Genomic DNA, 17,908 nt, shown 5'->3' on the forward strand with positions numbered 1-17,908 from the left:
GGCTTTGCGGGTATCTGCGGAATGTTCTTCAGGCCGTGGCGTGAAGAGCAGAGGTGGATCTGAATCACCCTGGCTACGTGCCGGGAGAAGAGGGGATGTAGTACGCGGGTGCCTGTAGAAGCGGGCCCCGGAGTTCCCCGCAGATCCCCGCATCCCCGCATCAGTGCTGGTGGGAGCAGTAATCGAGCGCTGCGGGAATCCCGCCGTCTGCGGGGATGTGATCCCCGCAGATCCCCGCAGGTACAGCTGCCGGGCCCTCATCGGGCACCGTGCACGTCGACGCGCCAGAGGTTCTGCTTGCGGTGGGTGTCGGGCACCATCGTCAGCTTGTGGGTGCCGTAGTAGCGGCCCTGACGGCTCTTCAGCCAGTGGCCGAGCTGCTTCGCGGTCGGCGGGTCGTCCCTGGTCGTCGGGACGTACTCCTTGAGCGCGCCGAGCGCTTCCCCGGTTGCGATCGCGCGGTCGCCGAACGCGTCGCGCCACGCTTCCAGGAACATCCTCCAGTCCTCGGACTCGTCGTCGAGCGCCCTGGCGTCGTCCTGGTCGGCCATCCAGCCGAGCACTCCGAGGTGGTCGAGGATGCCGGCGATGAGGCTGGCCCATTCCGAGTAGTCGCCCTTGCGGACCCGGACGGTCGGCGCGCCGGCGGCGGCCCAGGAGCGCACCAACGTAACCAGCGCGGCCACCACCGTGGACGCGTTCGCCCGGAGCCATGGCCTGAGGTCGCCGACCTTGTAGCCGTCGCGCTGGTCCGGGTCGGGGCAGTTCGGATCGAGCCGGACCCACCAGATGCGGCGCCCGTTGTCTCCGCCGGCCCGGAGGCTGTTGCCGGTGGCGACCCACAGGCGGTCGTTCGGCATGCTGACCGTCGCGGTGACGCCGAGTACCCGGTCCCGCCAGATCTCCTCGGTCAGCAGGGCGGACAGGATCGGCGACTTGATGACGTGCCCGTTGGGGAGGTTGTCGAGGGCGACGACGGGCTGGCCGGTGGTGTAGAGCTGGGCCGTGATCGCCTTGCGCAGCTCGGCGTCGTTCTCCGGCCAGGGGGTCGACGCGGTGCCGTAGCAGTACTGGAAGATGTCTTTCAGCAGGCTCTTGCCGCTGCCGGCTGCGGTCGCCGTGATGACGAACATCGGCGTGGTGCCGTCGAAGTAGGGACGGATGATCGGGGTGAGCAGTGCGCCGAGGAAGTTCGCGCGGTCGGCTGGGGTCTGCCACGGGAAGTCGGCGAGCATCTGGCCGAGGACGATGTCCTTGGCCCGGGCCAGGCTCTCCGGTGTGAGTTCGGAGGCCAGGCGGCGAACCTTCACCCGCGGGTGGAGAAACAGGCCGGTGGCCGGGTCGTAGCCCGGTGCGGTGATCAGCGAACCGTCGCGGCGGAGCACCGGGGAGGTGACCACCCCCGTGATCTTCCGCAGCGGCCAGTCGCGCCGACCGAGGATGGTGGAGCAGGTCCGCGGGTTGACGAGCGCCCGGACCGCCTTGGTGCCGCCAGTCTCTTTGTCGTCGGTGACGGTGTAGGTCTGGACGTGGTCGGCGAGGTACGCCCGGAGGTTGTCGGCACCGAGCTGCACTAGTTGCGGGTCGCCCTGGTCGTCGGTGGTCACCCAGCACGGACCGCCGGACCGCTTGTAGAGGTCGGGAAGCTGGTTGGCGGCCATCACCGCGAGCAGCCCGTCGAGGCCGTCCGCTTCGTTGGTGATGTCGACCTCGGGCAGCGCTGCGGGTCCCGGGTCCTCGGGGAGGTCGGGCTCCTGCGCCGGGTCGTACTGGATGGCGAGCGCGCCGTCGGTCGGCGGGGACGCGCGCTGGACGGGCAGGTGGGAGACCGGGGCGAGGCCGCGGTGGGGTGTGGGATCGCCGTACCCCTGGGCGCGCAGGGCCCGGGCGGCGGCCTGGTAGTCGCCGCCGTGGTTGAGCAGCGCCCAGGCGCCGAACTTCGTGTAGGGCACCTCGGGGATGAAGTCGCTGCTGGTCGTGAAGACGTACAGGCGGTCGGCGGCCGGGTCGCGGCCGGTCGTCGCCTTCGCCCCGCGGGTCCCGTCGGCCCACCCCCAGTAGGTGGTGCTGCCGGCGGTCCGGATCGGCCGGAAGATGCCGGAGAGGATCTCCTCCCAGGACGCGCGGTGCTCGAAGTCCTCGCCAGGGCGCAGCCCTCCGCCGGGGAGTGGCTTGCTGTTCTTCGGTGCGGAGGCTGCCGTCTCGGGCCGCGGCACAGCGTCGACCATCCGGCAGACCTCGCGGACAGCCTCCATGTACTCGGCGGCGATGGTGGGGATGCTGTCCGGTCCCCCGGCGATCCGCACATACGGCCGACCGGAGGGGTGTACGGTGCCGCCGGACGGCTCCACGAGTCCGTACCCCCCCTCGCCCCGCGTCTCGATGAGCACGCGCACGATCCGGCAGGCCGGCTTCTCGGCGACGCGCTGGCGCTCCTCCGGGGTGTATTCGTCCTCGCGCGCCAGGCGGACGGCGAGCTTGGTGTTCGGCGGGACCGGAGCACCGTCGAGGCGGACGCGGTAGTGGACTCCGCCGGACGGTGTCTCGGTGGCCCATCCGGTCTGGATCGCTGCCCAGACGTCGCCGAGGCCGGAGGCTTGCATGATCTCGGTGACCTCGTCGAGGACGCCTTCGCGGACGGCGAGACCCTCGAACTCGATCATCTCGACCGCGCCGGAGACCTCGCCGTAGACGACGGCGATCCCGGCGTCACGTCCGGCGCGGAACCAGGCGTCGTGTTCCTCGGGGGTGGAGCGGTTGACCTTGTACGGGGTCCACTTGAGGGCGGGGGCCTTCTCGCCGTTCGCCCGGATGGGGATGACGCACAGGCGGGCGTCGTGGAGTTCACGCGCGGCATCGCGCAAGGTGGTGGTGGGCACGGGGGAAGCTCTCTTCGTTGGAGCTGGTGAAGGTGAGCGCGGCAGCCGGGGAGGGCGCGGGCTGGTTGCCCTCGCCCCGGCGCGGGACGGCGCTACTGCTGCAGGGCGTCGGCCTGCTGAAGGATGGTCTCGGCGAGCGCCGTGACCTGCGCGGCGATACGGCCGGCGGCCGCGCGCACCTCGGCCGGGGTGGAGAGCACTGCCAGGTGCGCGGCGGCCCGGCGAGGACCGCCGCTGTCCACGCCTCCTCGGCGGCGCGGAGCTGGGCCTGCCGGATCAACTCCCGTGTAGGGGAGGTGCGCAGGGCCTCTGGCCACTGCCCGGGGATGTGCGAGGTCACGAGGTCGCGCCGGGCTCGCCCTTGAGGGCGGCGAGCCCGGTCCGGGCCTCGGTCACCTGGTGCTGCAGCAGCGCGAGCTCGGCCAGCACGTTGCTGAGGGACGACGCGGTGATGGTCATCGCGGACCCGCCAGCATCTCGTGCAACTGGGCGCGGATGCCGTCGATCATGGCGGCGGCGGCACGCAGCTCGTGGGCGAGGCGGTCGAGGCCAGCCTCGTCGTACTCCTCGCAGTCGCCGCTGGCGAAGCAGACGGACGCACACGGCGATCGGTCGGCCGGGTCCTTCAGGAACGGCGACTCCGACAGCCACGCGGAGATCAGGTCCTCCCGATCCCCGTTCGCCCTGCTGACGGTGGCGAAGCGCTCCTCGGTGGAGTGGTAGACGTCCTGGGGGTGCTCGCCGACACCGTCCTGGGCGACGTGGGGCCGGGTGCACCAGCGGGGCTCGCGGATCGTGAGGATGCCGTCGCCCCAGACCGGGGCCTCGACCACCGCGCAGCCGGGGTGTGCGGCGATCTCCGCGTCGGCGAGCACCTGGGCGGCCGCGGTCGCGTCGGAGTAGACGGCCGAGATCGGTCGCGCCGGCGGGATGCCGAGTGCGTGCATGATCTCGTTGATCTCGTCCGGGCCGAATCGGCGCTTGTCGTATTCGACGGTGTAGCCGCCGTCGGGCCGCCGGCGCGGTGCGATCGGAGGCTGGCCCTGCCGGATCGTCGGGATCAGCTTGGTGGCCGGAACTGCCGCGTCCGATTCGGGAGTCGGCGTGTACACGGCCGTCCCTCGATGCGACGTACTGGGTGCTGTGGGAGCATCGCTCATGAGATGTGCCTTCTCTTGCTAGTTCGCGCTGGTGGAGCGGGGTGTCTCGGACGGCGTCGGGGTGGCAGCCCCGGCGCCGTCGCTGCTGTCCGAACTGATTTCGAGGACTCGGAGCAGGTCGGCGGTGATGACGCGGTAGGTCCGCCCTGCCCGGATCACGCGGCAGGGAAACTGCCCGGCGCGGGCGAGGGCGTATGAGGTGCTGCGACCGAGTCCGAAGGCACGGCCGCCGCTCTCGACATCAACGGTCGGCGGCCATCTGCGCAGGTCGCGGACACTGAGGGTCTTCTGTGTCACTGGATGTCAATCTCCCTGGATGCAGTGCTGCTGGAGCGTCCCCTGAGTCTGATCTCGGCCACCTTCGCTGTCAAGCCGTGCTGTCTTGTACAAGCACAGGATGCGTGGGAACGTTGCTCCCATGACAACTGGTGCTGAACCGTCCGACTGGGCGTCCCGACTGGCAGGCATGATCGCCGATGAGGTTAAGCGACTGAGGAAGCGCAGGGGAGTGAGTGCACAGCAGCTTTCCGAGAAGTGTGAAGATTTGGGCCTGGCAATTCCCCGTTCGGTGATTGCAAATTTTGAAAGCAAGAGGCGACTGACAATTTCGGTGCCAGAATTGATTATTCTCGCCAGGGCCCTTGAAGTTCCTCCGGTTTCTCTAATCTTCCCTGTCGGTCATTCTGGTGCGATTGAAATGCTCCCTGGCGTAAATGTCGAACCTATGAGTGCGATCAGATATCTAACGGGATCGGCTGCCCCTCTCGGCGTCGATGCCGAAGAATATAAAGACCACCAGATGTTCCTTTATCGCGAACATGAAGCTAAAGTCGACCATATCCAGGTGTTGGCGCGTAGGGTCGAGGAGGCTCGTCGGCAGCTGGCAAGACTCCTTGCCGAGGCCAATGATTCTCGGGCTACCGAGAGTCGAGAGCGTGACCTTAGGGGGCAGCTGGAGAACCTTGAGAACCGAAGTTCATCCCTCGTGATCGGCTTGAGCCAAGCTGAACTCAAGGGCTACAGCGATGATGCTCCTGCTGTAATCTCGATGATTGAGGAATTTCGGGAAGCGACCAAGAAGATTTCTGAAATTCGACAGTCGATCAAATATATCGAAGAGACTAGGAGGGATGTTGACTATCCGCGATGGATTTTGGAGTCAAATCTTCTAGCCATGAGGGACCAGCGCTTCGCGCTGAACTCCATCAGGAGGCGCATCGAATTGCTCGGTGTCGATCTTCCCAATTTGCCGGATGCTGTCCTGGCGGCATTTTCGGATCTCGACTCCATGTTGCAAGATGAGGAATTCATTCGCGGCAAATTTGTCGAACCTGTCAATATTGTCGATCGGGAGGAGTGATTCATGGCTGGGGTGCGTCGCGGTGGTGGCGTGTACAAGCGCTGCGAGTGCCGGGGGGAGAGTGGAAAGCTCCTCGGCTCGGCATGTCCGCAGCTGCCTCGGAAGAACCACGGCTCGCCAGCTGTCAGGCAGGAGCTTCCGGCATCTTCCGAGGGGAAGCGGCGTACATTCCGGCGCACAGGATTCGAGAGTGTGAAAGACGCACAGACAACGCTCGATGCCGTCCGAGCCGTCCTCGCCCTGGCTGACGAGGACGATGCCGACGCACAGCGCCGCGTCGGCGATCTCCTGGCGGACGTGGCGAAGCGCCGCGCGCCGATCCCGAAGCCCGAAGAGGTTAAGCTCCGCCTGGGCGTCGGTGTCCCCCTCGACGGCGCGATGACCGTGGCCGACTGGCTCGACACCTGGTTTGCCAGCAAGAAGACTCGCACGACCACCAACAACGGCTACGAGACCCACATCCGCGTCCACCTAAAGCCGCACCTCGGACACCTGCGCCTCGACCGCCTCAACTCCGGCCACGTGCAGGCGATGTTCGACGCCATCACCGACCAGAACGAGGTCATCGCAGCGGAGAACCAAGCCCGCCGCGAACAGGTTCTCCGGACCCGGGCCAGCCGGCCGGGAGCGCCGACGGCAGAGGAGGCCGCGCAGCTCGCGGCCGAGCGCGCCAGGCTCGCCGAGATGAAGCCGTTCCGCCGGATCACCGGCCCGGCCACCCGGCAGCGAATCCGCTCCACCCTCCGAGCCGCGCTGAACGCGGCGATCGTCCGCCGGCTCATCACCCACAACCCGGCCAAGCACCTGGAGATGGCCTCTGGAAAGAGGCCGAAGGCTGTGCTGTGGACCGCCCAGCACGTCGAGCACTGGCGCAAGACGGGCGAGACGCCCTCGGCGGTGATGGTCTGGACCCTCCCGCAGTTCGGCGAGTTCCTCGACGCCGCCGAAGACCACAGGCTGTACGCCCTCTACCACCTGATGGGATTCCGCGGCCTGCGGCGCGGCGAGGCCGTCGGACAGAACGAGCGCGACGTCGACCTGGACCTCGCCGAGCTCACGGTGGCCAAGGAGATCGTGCAGGACGGCTGGACCCCGATCGAGACCGAGCCTAAGACGGACGGCAGCGCCGCGACGATCGGCCTCGACAGCGTCACCGTGCAGGTGCTGCGCGAGCACCGGGCGCGGAAGGCGGCGGAGCGCGCCGCCGTGCTGCAGGCCCGGGCCGAGTACCTGGAGGCCGGCGGCGACCCTGCAACGGCCCCGGTCTGGATCGACAGTGGGAAGGAGTTCGTCGCGCCGGACGGCGGCTGGCTACACCCCCAGCAGGTCAGCGACGAGTTCGAGAAGATCCGGGAGGCAGCGGGCTTGCCGCCGATCAACCTGCGGGACATCCGCCACGTCGCCGCCACGGTGATCCACGGCGGCGGCGGCGACGTCCACGTCATCAAGGAAGTGCTCCGCCACAGCACGATCAAGTTGGCCTCGGACACCTACACCTCGCTCCTCAAGGAGGTCGACCTGGAGGTGGCCGAGCGCGCCGCGGCGGCGGTGCCCCGGGCTCGGCGCCGGCCGCCTGCCGAGACCTCGGGCCCGGACGCCGAGGACAGCGGCGAGCGGTTCCCGGAGGCTCCAGAGGGGTAGCCTGGAGGTAGCACGGAGAGCTTCACCGGAGCCCTGACGACCAGGTCGAAACCCCAGGTCGGCAGGGCTCTTCTGCTGGCCCGCTGCTGGCCCGAACGCTCTGGAACTCGCCGACATTTGGCGACACTGGGCGGATCGGGCAGCATGTCAATACGGCTGCTGCCAGCACAGATTCACACAAATTGACACAGAGCGATATGGGACAACACGCGCGCTTGCGGACTTTTAATCCGTAGGTTCAGGGTTCGAACCCCTGGCGGCCCACCGCACGAAGGCCAGGTCGGACACCGTCCGACCTGGCCTTGCGCGTTTCTGGCCCGGACCGGCACGGTGGCGACGAGGCTCCAGCACCGGAACTGAAGCCTCGTCGCGACGAGCGCCGTTGCAGGATCAGTCCGCGGAGCCCGGGAGCCACCGGGCCGTCTGGCGGAGGGCGGTGGTCACGGCCCAGCACCACAGCAGGATGCCCAGGACGCCGACTGCGACGCCGGATGCGGTGACGAGGGTGCCGGAGACGGAACTGTGGTGCTGGGCCGTGACGGGAGTGGCGAGCCACACGCCGATCAGAATGCCCAGGCCGTTGGCGACAACGACCGGGAGCAGGACGCTCCAGGCGGCGCTGCCGACGAGAACGCGATGATTCCCGGTCAGGCTGCCGATGGGCGCCATCGTGCGGCTCCACCGGACGAATTCCGTCAGTCCGCTGACGCCGAAGGAGAGCGCAAGCACGGCGACGCCCGCGATTCCCAGCAGGACGATCCAACGGCCCTGGTCGGCAGTGAGGTTGGCGCCGACCAGCCAGCCGCCGCCGAGGGGTTCGACGCTGATGCTGCCCGGGAGGGTCCGGTAGGCGACGGCCTTGATCTCCGCGGCGGACAGGCCCTGTCCCGGGTCCGGGGCGAGGACGAGGAGTTGGGACATCTGGTCCTCGGGCGTGGCGGCCAGTGGGCCGACGCTGCTCGCCTTCGTGCTCTGCGGCTCCGCACCCATCCACGCGGCGATGGCAGCGAGACGAGGATCGGCGCCACTGCCGACGGCGGTCGGGCCGCCGTCGCCGCACTGGACCTTGAGGGCCTCCAACGCGGGGCAGTCGGCGTTGAGTTGCATGTGCGCGGGGCGGGTCCCGACGACGGCCCGGACGAGAAGCGTGTGCGCGGGCAGGGCGCCGGCGAAGCGGTCCATGGCCGCGCGGTCGGTGGTGGAGAACTGAACTTCCAGCACGCTGCTGCCGACCGACTGGTTGATCGATTTCGCGTTGTAGACCGTCGCGTTGAGGGTGGAGAACCAGACCTGCAGCTGGATCATGAGGATGATGCCGGCGACCAGTCCGGTGACGACCCGGGCGATGACTCCGGGGTGGGCGGCCATCCACCGGCCGGAGATGACGGGAGCCGGCCGGCGGAGGGCTCGGCCGATCCGGGCGAGGCCGGTACCGGCCGCAGCGGTGACCATGCCGATCGCCGCCGGCAGCGTGGCCAGGGTGCCGAGGACGCCGACGTAGTTGACGAGGGTGTGTCCGGCGCTTTCGAGGGTGAAGAAGTCGGGGCCGCGGACTGCGACGAGGATCATGACCGGGCAGGCCACGGCCGTGCGGAGCGGCGAGCGACGCTGCCCCAACGGCCGGGGACGACGGTGGCGGGCGGTCTCCGCACGATCCAGGGCCACCAGTCCGGTGAGCGAGAGGACGACACCGACACCCCAGGCGAGGAGCAGGGCGACGACATGGGTGCGCAGGTCGGCCGCGGACACGGCGTAGTCGACGACCGGGAGGGTCAGGTCCGTACTGAGCAGGGCTGCGAGCGCGCCGAGGCCGGCCAGTGAACCCAGAGTGACCGGGACGGCGGCCTCACCCAGGTTGATCAGGGCCCGGTCGCGTGGTTCGGCCCCCAGCACGGAGGTGAGCGCGGTGCGACGGTCGCGCCCCCGGGACCCGGTGCGGACCGCGGTGAACATCAGGACGAGGGCGGGCAGTAGGAGCAGACCCACGATCAGGGACTGAAACTGCCACTCCGGCTTGGCCATGAGCTTGTCGCCGGTCGGGGTGGCGATGCCGACCGGGGCGCCGTAGCCGGCGATCGGCAGCACCCCCTCGTCGTCGGGGCCGAGCGGGACGGCCGGTCGCACGTAGACCAGCTTCTCGCCCACGGTCTCCAGCCCGGTGCGCTCGATGGTGCCGGCCACGGCGCCGTAGCGATCGGTGATCCCCTCGTCCCGGCCCGCGCGGAGCAGCGCCGGAGACAGGACGGCCTGTCCGGGGGCCGGCCAGGCCGTCACGCCGGGCGGCAGAGGGGCGTCGTCGACCAGCGGCGAGATTTCGATGACCATGAACTGGCGGCCGCCGACCGAGTCGAAGCCGGCGTGCCACAGGGCTGTGGCCTGCTCCCCCGGGGCGAGGCGGAAGTGGGGTGCGCGGGCGGCGTTCCGTGTCTCGCGCTGGTCGTAGGTCACATGACCGATGGTCAGCGTGAGGCAGGCGACGATCGCGGCGAAGGCCGCGAGCAGCAGCGCGGTGAATCGGACGCGCCCCGATTCGGCGTTCAGCCCGGCGCGGTGCCCCACCCGCAGGAGTTGGACCGCAAGGCGTCGGTCAGTCACGGACCACCGCCGCGGCGGGGTGGAGGGAGCCGCCGACCAGACGGAGGACACGGTCCGCGCGGGCGGCGATGTCGTGATCGTGGGTGACCACCAGGAGGCCGCACCTGTGCTGTTCGGGCAGCGCGAACAGGATGTCGGCCACGTGATCACGGGTGTCCTCGTCGAGGGCGCCGGTGGGCTCGTCGGCCAGCAGCAGGCGAGGCGTGTTGATCAGTGCGCGGGCGACCGCGGTGCGCTGGCGCTCGCCGCCGGAGAGCCGGTCGGTCCGGACGTCCTGCGGCACACCGAGCTCGTCCAGGAGGGCCGAGGCGCGCTGGTAGGCGGTGGAACGCTCCTGCCGGCCCAGCAGGGCCGCCAGCGCCACGTTGTCCCGCGGAGTCAGCTCCGGCAGCAGTTCCCCGAACTGGAAGACCATGCCGATGGAGCGCTGCCGGTGCCGGGCCATGGCGCGGCCACGGAGCGTCCGGAGGTCCACCCCGTCGACGACGACCGTGCCGGAGGAGGGGCGCAGCAGCCCCAGAAGGCACGAGAGCAGGGTGCTCTTGCCGGAGCCGCTGGGTCCGACGACGGCGACGGACTCTCCGGCGTCGACCCTCAGGTCGAGGTCCTGCAGGAGGTGGCGATCGCCCAGGGAATAGTGCAGGCCACTCACATCGATGGCCGCGCGCTGGTCGGGATTACGTGTTGCGTGCGGGACGGACAATTCGCCACCTCTGCTCGGGGACTCGCTGCACGTGAGTGATGGACTGGATGTTCGGCAAATTTACTGGAAACTCCGGTGTCAACGTGCCGTGATGGGCGAAGATTTTCGGCCACTGGGGGGCGATATTCGGCCGGATGGTTTCCGATTCCGCAGGAATTGCATTTTTGAATCCATTTCCGGCCGGTCGGTGAAAATGGACTGTCGGTCCGCGGATCGAATGGCATGTGTCCGGTGTCGGGAAAAGCGCCGGAGCGGCGAAACGCCGGGCGGCGCGGCAGGGGATTCCTGCCGCGCCGCCCGGGTTGCATCAGTACCAGCCGCTGCAGTCGTCGGTGCCCCACTGGATGTTCACGCACGCGCGAACGGAGATGATGTCGCCGTTGACGTCCTTGGAGACCGTGGTGTTGTAGCCGCTGGAGTTGTCGAGGCGGCCGTCGTTTCCGCTGCCGCCCGAAACGGCCCAGTTGCCGTAGACGGAGTGGCTGTCGGCGTCGGTGTCCTTGACGTAGAAGGTCCGTCCGCTGTTCCAGGAGCTGGCTCCGCCCTGGTTGGCGGAGTGTGCGAAGGCGGGGGCCGCCGCGCCGGCTATCGCCAGGGTCGCGATGGCTCCGGCCGCGATGCGACCGATGGTCTTCTTGATGGTCATCTGTGCCTCGTTCCGTGAGTTTGAACGGGACTTGCTATGACTGGGGTGCATTGTTCGGGGCGCCGTCAAGAGGTACCTGGAAATCGATTCAACGGAATCCCCTGCCCCCGTTGAAAACAGTAACACGGAAGAAGTGGAGAGTGTGTGCGAATCTAGAACTCCGCCTTATTGTCCGGCTGCATCGGGGATTGTGTTGCAATGTGGGCTGTAGGACCTTCTTTCGCATGAGACTCCTATTGCCTGCTTTGGGTGTTGTCTTTACCGTCTTGGGGGGAATGTCGGGTCGTCGGGCGGCTGACGGGCCCGGCACCGACGACCGGTCCGAGGCGGCCGAGGCGGGTCGAGTGGATCCGGGGCACACGGCCCCGTCGGCGGAGCGGCGGCTTTCCGGGACGCGGGTGAGCGGGCACCGATAGCGTGATCGGCCACGAGGTGTCGGAGTTCGGCCGAGTGGGAAGCGGGCACAGTGGCGCGCGAGCGGGTGACCGATCTGGTGGTGGTGGTGCCGGGGATCCTCGGCAGCCGGCGTTCGACTCCGACGGCCGTGAGGTCTGGGGGCTGTCCGGGCGGGCGCTCTGGCGGGGAATCAGGACGTTCGGCGGCTCGGTCCGGCAGCTGGAGCTGCCGGCGGACCTGGGGGACGAGCATCCCGGCGACGGTGTGACGGCCCGGGGCACGCTGCCCGACCTGCACGCCCTGCCGGGGATCTGGTCGGTGGTGGACGGGTACAGCGGACTGCTCGACTGGCTGGAGCAGAACTTCACGCTGCGCCGCCGACTGCCCGACGAGCCCGCCGCCACGGCCGTCAACCTGGTCGAGTTCGGGTACGACTGGCGGCTGTCCTGCCGCTACAACTCGCTGCGGCTGAAGCGGACGGTCGACGAGGAACTGGCCCGCTGGCAGGAGTCGGCCCCGGAGCGCCGCGAGGCGCGCGTGGTGCTGATCTGCCACTCGATGGGCGGCCTGATAGCCCGTCACTTCGTCGAGTGCCGGGGCGGGGACGAGGTGACCCGTCGGCTGATCACCCTGGGCACGCCGCACCGGGGCTCGCTGGACGCCCTGTTGACGCTGACCCGTGGTCTCCGGTTCGGCCCGCTGGACCTGGGCGGGTTCGCCCGGAGCCTTCCGTCGCTGCACCAGCTGGTTCCCGACTACGCCTGCCTGCTCTCCGACGGGGCGCTGCTCCACCCCGGCGAGCTGGCCGGACTGCCCGGCGCGGACCACGAGTTGCTGCGCGACGGCCGCCGGTTCCACCAGGAGATCCGGGAGGCGGCGCAGGCCCGGACCGAGGCCCGCCACCTGTTCGTGCCGGTGTCCGGGGTGCGGCAGCCGACGCCGACCACCGCCGTGGTGGAGGGCGACGGGCTCCGGCCGCTCGACACCATCGAGGGGCTGGACGAGGGCGGCGACGGCCGGGTGCCGCGGCTGTCGTCCCGCTCGCCGCTCGCCCGGGGGGCCGACCTCGCCCTGCGCACCGTGACCGAGCAGCACGGCTCGCTGCAGAACAACCGGGGCGTCCGCGACATCGTCTGGGGCGCGCTCGCCCCGGAGCCCCCGTACCACCGGGGCGACGGCGACGAGGAGTTGACGCTGAGCGTCCGCGCGCCGGAGCTGCTGACCGAGGGCGAGCCCTACGAGATGCTCGTCTCGGTGCCGGAAGCGGCGGGCGGCGGCGACGCGGGGCCCGCGCTCCGGCTCACCGTCCGCGGCGCGGGCCCGGCCGCGACCGGGACGACGCGCACCCTCGAACGGCTGGGCGGCGGGCGCCACCGGACGGCCGTCACCGGCCTGGGGCCCGGAGCGTACCGGGCGGTGGTGGAAGCGGTCGGCCGGCGGGAGAGCGCGGTGACCGCGCTGCTGCTGGTGATCGGACGGGACGCGTGACCGCTCGGCAGGACACCGGGGACGAGCTGTTCGTCGGCCGGCGCCGGGCGCTGGCGGAGCTCGTCGGGTGGCTCGGGCGCGGCGAGGAGGGACTCTTCCTGCTGACCGGCGGCCCGGGGTGCGGAAAGTCGGCGCTGCTCGGCCGCCTGGACCGCCTCGCGGACCCGGGCGCCCGAGCGCGGCTGATCGCCCGCGGCGAGCTGCGGGCGGGCGACCCGGACCCGGGCGAGCGGGGCGTCGACGCCCTGGTGCCGCTGCGCGGGCTGACGAACCGCCAGGTCGCCGCCGCGCTCGCCGCCCGGCTCGCCCTCCCCGAACCCCGCACCCCCGCCGAGGCCCTCGCCCTGCTGGCCGCCGGCCGGCACCGGCCCGGCCGCCCGCCGGTGCTGCTGCTGGACGGTCTGGACGAGGCAGCCGAGGCTCCCGAACGGCTGGTCGAGGAACTGCTCGACCCGCTGAGCCGGCTGGCGACCGTGGTGGTGGGGCTGCGCTCCGACCTGCTCCGCAGGCTCTCTGCGGCGACCCCCGAGACGGCCGCCCAGTCCGTCCTCCGGAAGGCGCGGCTGCTCGACCTCGACCAGGACCCGGAGACCGAGGCCGACCTCGCGCGGTACCTCCGCCTGCGGCTGACCGCGGCGGGCCGGACCGCGGCCGACGCGGACGAGGCCGCACGCTCGTTGGCCGGGCTGTGCGTCGGCAGCGGTGGCGGCTTCCTGTTCGCCCACCTGCTGAGCACGCTGGCCACCGCGGAGCCGGAGGACGGCAGGCCCGCCGGTCGGCCGGACTCCGTGGAGGCGGCGTTCGCCCGGATGCTCGACGCCCGCCCGCCGCGGCGGCCCGACGGCACCCGGCCGCCCGGAGCGCTCCGCACCCCGCTCACCGCGCTGGCCTGGAGCCGCGGCGCCGGCCTGCCCGCCGACGAGGTCTGGGCGGCGATGGCCACCGCGCTGGAGGAGACCGGCCGGACCTGGTCCGTCGAGGACGTCCGGCTCGTGGTCGAGCACCACGGGCACCTGCTGGTCTCGACGACGGACGCTTCCGGCACCGTCCACCGGCTCTCCCACGAGGTGCTCGCCCGGCACCTGCTGGACCGGACATGGAACCCGCCGGCCCGGGACGGCGAACCGCCCGCCCTGGCGATCACCCGGGCCCTCGCCGACCTGACCCTCGACCGCTGCGCCGGGCAGCAGCCGCCGGCGCCGGTGCACCGCTACGTCGCCGACCACCTCGCGGACCACGCCGCCGACGCCGGAACGGCCGGCGTCTCGCTGCTCCGGGCGGCCGCCGAGACCGCGCCCGCCGTCTTCCGGCCGGTGCTCGCGTCCGCGCTGGAGCGCTTCGCCGTCCGACTGTCGCACCGCGGGGAGCGGTGGTCCGCGGTCGCCCCCGCCGACGAGGCGGTGGCCCTGCGCCGGATCCTCGCCGGGACGTACACCCCGGACGCGGTGCGCGAACTCGCCGACTCGCTGGTCGTGCTGGCGGACGTCCAGGCCGGCGCCGGGGACCGGTTCGGGGCCCTGCTGGCGGCCTCCGAGGCGGTGTCCGTCCGGCGCGGGCTGGCGGCGGCCGACCCGGCGGCCTTCCTGGCGGAACTCGCCGCGGCGCTCAGGACCCTGGCGGAGCGTCAGGCCGAGATGGGGGACCGGGCCAGCGCGCTGAGCTCGGCCACCGAGTCCGTCGACCTGCTGCGGGAGCTCAACGCGGCCAACCCGACCGCCTACCGGCCCACGCTGGCCGGCGCCCTGAACAACCTCTCGGTCCGCCAGGCCGACGCCGGCGACAGGCGCTCCGCACTGGCCACCGCCACCCGGGCCGCCGCGCTGTACCGGGAGGTGGTCGCCGCCGAGGGCCGGGGATTCCTGCCCGGCCTCGCGCACGCGCTCGGCAACCTGGCGACCTGCCGGAGCAAAGCGGGGGAGCGGCTCTCGGCGCTGGCCCCCGCCCGGGAATCGGTCGAGCTGCTCCGCGGTCTGGCCCAGGAGGAACCGGCGCGGTTCCTGCCGGACCTCGCCGGGCGCCTCAGCACGCTCGGCAGCGTGCTCGCCCTGAACGGCGACCGGGCGCAGGCGCTGGCCGCGACGACCGAGGCGGCCGCGCTGATGCGCGGACTGGCCGACTCCGACCGGGAGACCTTCCGGCCGGACCTCGCCGGCATCCTCGACAGCCTGGCGGTCCGGCAGGCGCAGGTCGGCGACCGCGAGGGCGCGCTGGCCACCGTCCAGGAGGCCGCCGTGCTGTACCGGGAACTCGCCGCGAGCCACCCGGACGCCTTCCTCCCCGAACTCGCCCGCACGCTCAACAGCCTGGCGGTCCGGCAGGCGCAGGTCGGCGACCGCGAGGGCGCGCTGGCCACCGTCCAGGAGGCCGCCGTGCTGTACCGGGAGCTCGCCGCGAGCCACCCCGACGCCTTCCTCCCCGAACTCGCGGGCGTGCTGAACAACCTCGGCAACGCGCTGGCCCGGGTCGGCGAGCACCAGGTGGCCCTCGACACCGCCCGGGAGGCGACCGGGCTGTGCCGAAGACTGGCGGAGACGGACCCGGACGCGTTCCTGCCGACCCTCGCCGGGGCGCTGAACAACCTGGGCAACCGGCTGGCCCGGGTCGGCGAGCACCGGGCCGCCCTCGACGCCGTCCGGGAGGCGGGGCGGCTCCGCCAGGTGCTGGCCGAGCGGAACCCGAACGCGTTCCTGCCCGAACTCGCCCGCACCCTGAACAACCTGGGCAACCGGCTGTCCCGGGTCGGCGAGCACCGGGCCGCCCTCGACGCCACCACCGAAGCCGCCCTGATCTACCGGCAGTTGGTGGACAGCGGCCCGGACGCGTTCCTGCCGAGCCTCGCCGGGGCGCTGAGCAACCTGGGCAATCGGCTGGCCCGGGTCGGCGAGCACCGGGCCGCCCTCGACGCCACGCAGGAGGCGACCGCGCTGCGCCGGCGGCTGGCCGAGGCGAACCCGAACGCCTTCCTGGCCGAACTTGCCCGCACCCTGAACGACCTGGGCGACCGGCTGGCCCGGGTCGGCGAGCACCGGGCCGCCCTCGACGCCCTCACCGAAGCCGCCGCCCTGCACGGCGAGTTGCCCGACACCGAACGCGAGGTCTCGCTCGGCCGACTGGTCGCCGGCGTGAACCACCTCGCGGAACGGCTGCACGGCGAGGCCGGCGCCGGGCAGGCCCTCGCCGTGTACGACGCGGTGGAGCGGTCCCTGGGGCGCGCCGCCGCGGAGGCCCGCCGCCTCGGCTACGAACGGGCCGCCTTCCGGATCCGGACCGGCGAGCCGGGCGCCGGCGCCGAGGAGCTGATCCCGCTGCTGTCGGCCGAGCCGGCCGAGGCCGCGGACGCGTACACCCGGCAGCTGTGCCGCTCGGCGCTGCGCACGCTCGCGACGGGCTCGCCGGAGGGCGCCCGACTGGTCTCCGCGGCCTGGGCCCGGGCCGGTCACGGCCCCGAGCCCGGCTGGCTGCGGATCGACGAGGAGTCGCTGGCGCTCGTCGACGCCTGGATGGCCTGCCCCACCTGGACCGACTCGCAGGCGTTCTGGGAAGCCCACGAGACCGCCCTGCGGACCGCCCGGGTACAGGCCGCGCTCGGTGAACGCGCCCTGCTGGAACCGGATCTGGTCGACCTGCACCGGGTGCTCCTGGACCGGGCGGCCGAGCGCGGCGCCGAGGAGGCGTTCCGGCCCTTCGTGCTGGGCGAACTCGCCGCGGACTGGATGGCGGCACCGGACTGGCGGCGGTCCGGAGGCTTCCTCGCCGAGCACGCCGACCGGCTGCTGCACCCCGACGCCGCCGCCGCGCTGGGGGACAGCACCGAGCCCGAGGTCCTCGTCCACCTGGCGCTGCTGCGGCTTGCCGGTGCACTGGGCGTCCCCGGCGCGTACGCGTGCGTGGAGGACCGGGCGGCACTGCACCGCCAGGTGCAGCACACGCTCCGCGGTGCGGACGCGGAGCTGCTGGCCGCCTGCGCGGTGCTCGAACGCTTCGTGTTCCAGGACGAGTTCGCGGGCGCCGTGCACGAGTCGGCGGCCGCCGTCCTGGAACGGCGCCCGTGGGCGCTCCGGGCGGAGTCGGACGCCCCGGTGGACGACACCACCCGGAACCGGACCGCCGCCGAGATCGCCGAGTTGCGGCGCCGGAGGCCGGAGCTCGCCGACGAGCTCGGCCGGCTGCTCGACCTGGTGCTGGCGGAGGGCGCGCCGGTGACGGTGCCCCGGCCTCGCCGGCAACCCTCGGACCGCACGGCGAGCCGGCCGTGACGGATGCCCCGCCCCCCACGATCCTGCTCGTCCAGGCCGCGGCCGACCGATCGGTCGCACTGGACGAGGAGCACCGGCAGATCTCGATGGCACTGAACCGGAGCACCTACGGCGACATCTTCGGGATCCGCACCCTGCAGGCGGCCCGGGCCAGGGACCTGCCCGAGCACCTCGCCCGCGAGGTCCCGATGGTGATGCACTTCTCCGGGCGGGGCACCCCGAACAGCGGCCTGCGCTTCGTCACCGACGACGGCTCCGAGGCGCCCACCTCGATCCCGGCGCTGTGCAAGCTGCTCGCCGAGTACACGGCGGACGGGCTCGGGCTGGTGGTCCTCAACGCCTGCTGGACGGTCGCCCTGGCCGAGGCGCTGTCGGAGGCCGTCGGCTGTGTGATCGGGACCTCCGGGCCGATCCCGGACCAGGACGCGATCAGCTACTCGTACGCGCTGTACCGGAACCTCGGCTGCGGGCACTCGGTCGGCCGGTCCCATCGGCGGGCCTGCGCGGAGGTCGAACTCCTGGGCGCCGACGAGCGGTACCTGCCCGAGCTGTTCGCCGGGCCGGGCATCGACGCCGACACGGTGTTCCTGGTCGACGCGGGCTCCCGGACACCGCTCCCGCAGCGTCCGCACAAGCCGCACGACAGCGGCTCAGCAGCCAGGCTGCGCAAGCCGGTTGTCGGTCGGCCGGTCCGTGCCGCCGCACCTCGCTGGGACGCGCCCGGCCGGTAGCCCGGGTGCGGTCCCGCGGAGGACCGGGCTCCGCACCCCGGGTGAAACACCTG

Annotated in this window: 12 protein-coding genes and 1 tRNA gene; 6 read left to right on the forward strand and 7 right to left on the reverse strand. The window is 71.6% G+C overall.

Annotation, left to right across the window (positions count from 1 at the left end; all coding sequences use genetic code 11):
* Positions 1–257: 257 nt before the first annotated feature.
* The 4 genes from KCH_RS37560 to KCH_RS19780 all read right to left on the reverse strand — a co-directional run bounded on the left by KCH_RS37560 (position 258) and on the right by KCH_RS19780 (position 3,991).
* A complete protein-coding gene (locus KCH_RS37560) occupies positions 258–2,879 on the reverse strand; it encodes a bifunctional DNA primase/polymerase (RefSeq protein WP_051653243.1) in 2,622 nt (873 codons plus the stop codon).
* 92 nt (positions 2,880–2,971) lie between these two features.
* The gene (locus KCH_RS41500; RefSeq protein WP_157032118.1) at positions 2,972–3,121 is read right to left on the reverse strand and encodes a hypothetical protein; all 150 of its coding nucleotides are present in this window, start codon (positions 3,119–3,121) and stop codon (positions 2,972–2,974) included.
* Positions 3,122–3,215: 94 nt separating this feature from the next.
* Entirely contained in the window at positions 3,216–3,338 is a 123-nt protein-coding gene (locus KCH_RS46105) for a hypothetical protein (protein ID WP_279635888.1), read from the reverse strand.
* A complete protein-coding gene (locus tag KCH_RS19780) occupies positions 3,335–3,991 on the reverse strand; it encodes a DUF6907 domain-containing protein (RefSeq protein ID WP_035864738.1) in 657 nt (218 codons plus the stop codon). Before KCH_RS19780 ends, KCH_RS46105 begins: the two co-directional genes overlap by 4 nt.
* Positions 3,992–4,505: 514 nt before the next feature.
* On the opposite strand from KCH_RS19780, the gene KCH_RS41505 reads away from it, so the two are divergent.
* The 3 genes from KCH_RS41505 (at position 4,506) to KCH_RS41510 (ending at position 7,304) form a co-directional block, all read left to right on the forward strand.
* Complete coding sequence (locus KCH_RS41505) at positions 4,506–5,399, forward strand: helix-turn-helix domain-containing protein (protein WP_208865970.1); 894 nt, start codon at positions 4,506–4,508, stop codon at positions 5,397–5,399.
* 3 nt (positions 5,400–5,402) lie between these two features.
* Entirely contained in the window at positions 5,403–7,040 is a 1,638-nt protein-coding gene (locus KCH_RS19795) for a site-specific integrase (protein WP_084223766.1), read from the forward strand.
* A gap of 191 nt (positions 7,041–7,231) precedes the next feature.
* Positions 7,232–7,304: transfer RNA gene (locus KCH_RS41510), tRNA-Lys, on the forward strand.
* A gap of 126 nt (positions 7,305–7,430) precedes the next feature.
* On the opposite strand, the gene KCH_RS19800 is transcribed toward KCH_RS41510, so the two are convergent.
* The 3 genes from KCH_RS19800 to KCH_RS19810 form a co-directional block, all read right to left on the reverse strand.
* Positions 7,431–9,635 carry a hypothetical protein gene (locus tag KCH_RS19800; RefSeq protein ID WP_035872893.1) on the reverse strand — a complete coding sequence of 735 codons (2,205 nt, stop codon included), beginning with the start codon at positions 9,633–9,635 and terminating at the stop codon, positions 7,431–7,433.
* Complete coding sequence (locus KCH_RS19805) at positions 9,628–10,338, reverse strand: ABC transporter ATP-binding protein (RefSeq protein ID WP_035864742.1); 711 nt, start codon at positions 10,336–10,338, stop codon at positions 9,628–9,630. The genes KCH_RS19800 and KCH_RS19805 overlap by 8 nt, the downstream gene beginning before the upstream one ends.
* Before the next feature lie 307 nt (positions 10,339–10,645).
* Positions 10,646–10,984: a hypothetical protein gene (locus KCH_RS19810; protein WP_035864744.1), complete on the reverse strand. Its 339-nt coding sequence runs from the start codon at positions 10,982–10,984 to the stop codon at positions 10,646–10,648.
* A gap of 660 nt (positions 10,985–11,644) precedes the next feature.
* On the opposite strand from KCH_RS19810, the gene KCH_RS19815 reads away from it, so the two are divergent.
* Genes KCH_RS19815 through KCH_RS19825 form a run of 3 tightly spaced genes read left to right on the forward strand, consistent with a single transcriptional unit; the run spans position 11,645 to position 17,855 of the window.
* Positions 11,645–12,868, forward strand: coding sequence for a lipase/acyltransferase domain-containing protein (locus KCH_RS19815; protein WP_244305372.1), 1,224 nt, complete (start codon positions 11,645–11,647; stop codon positions 12,866–12,868).
* Positions 12,865–17,124, forward strand: coding sequence for a tetratricopeptide repeat protein (locus KCH_RS37565; protein ID WP_051653246.1), 4,260 nt, complete (start codon positions 12,865–12,867; stop codon positions 17,122–17,124). The genes KCH_RS19815 and KCH_RS37565 overlap by 4 nt, the downstream gene beginning before the upstream one ends.
* On the forward strand, positions 17,121–17,855 hold the full coding sequence (locus KCH_RS19825; RefSeq protein ID WP_157032120.1) for a CHAT domain-containing protein: 735 nt from the start codon (positions 17,121–17,123) through the stop codon (positions 17,853–17,855). Before KCH_RS37565 ends, KCH_RS19825 begins: the two co-directional genes overlap by 4 nt.
* Positions 17,856–17,908 lie beyond the last annotated feature (53 nt).

The sequence above is a fragment of the Kitasatospora cheerisanensis KCTC 2395 genome, assembly GCF_000696185.1.
Classification (GTDB): Bacteria; Actinomycetota; Actinomycetes; order Streptomycetales; family Streptomycetaceae; genus Kitasatospora; species Kitasatospora cheerisanensis.

Coding starts and splice junctions, on each gene's coding strand:
- KCH_RS41505 (WP_208865970.1), top strand. CDS start 4,506: ATGATCGCCGATGAGGTTAAGCGACTGAGGAAGCGCAGGGGAGTGAGT.
- KCH_RS46105 (WP_279635888.1), bottom strand. CDS start 3,338: ATGACCATCACCGCGTCGTCCCTCAGCAACGTGCTGGCCGAGCTCGCG.
- KCH_RS19795 (WP_084223766.1), top strand. CDS start 5,403: ATGGCTGGGGTGCGTCGCGGTGGTGGCGTGTACAAGCGCTGCGAGTGC.
- KCH_RS19810 (WP_035864744.1), bottom strand. CDS start 10,984: ATGACCATCAAGAAGACCATCGGTCGCATCGCGGCCGGAGCCATCGCG.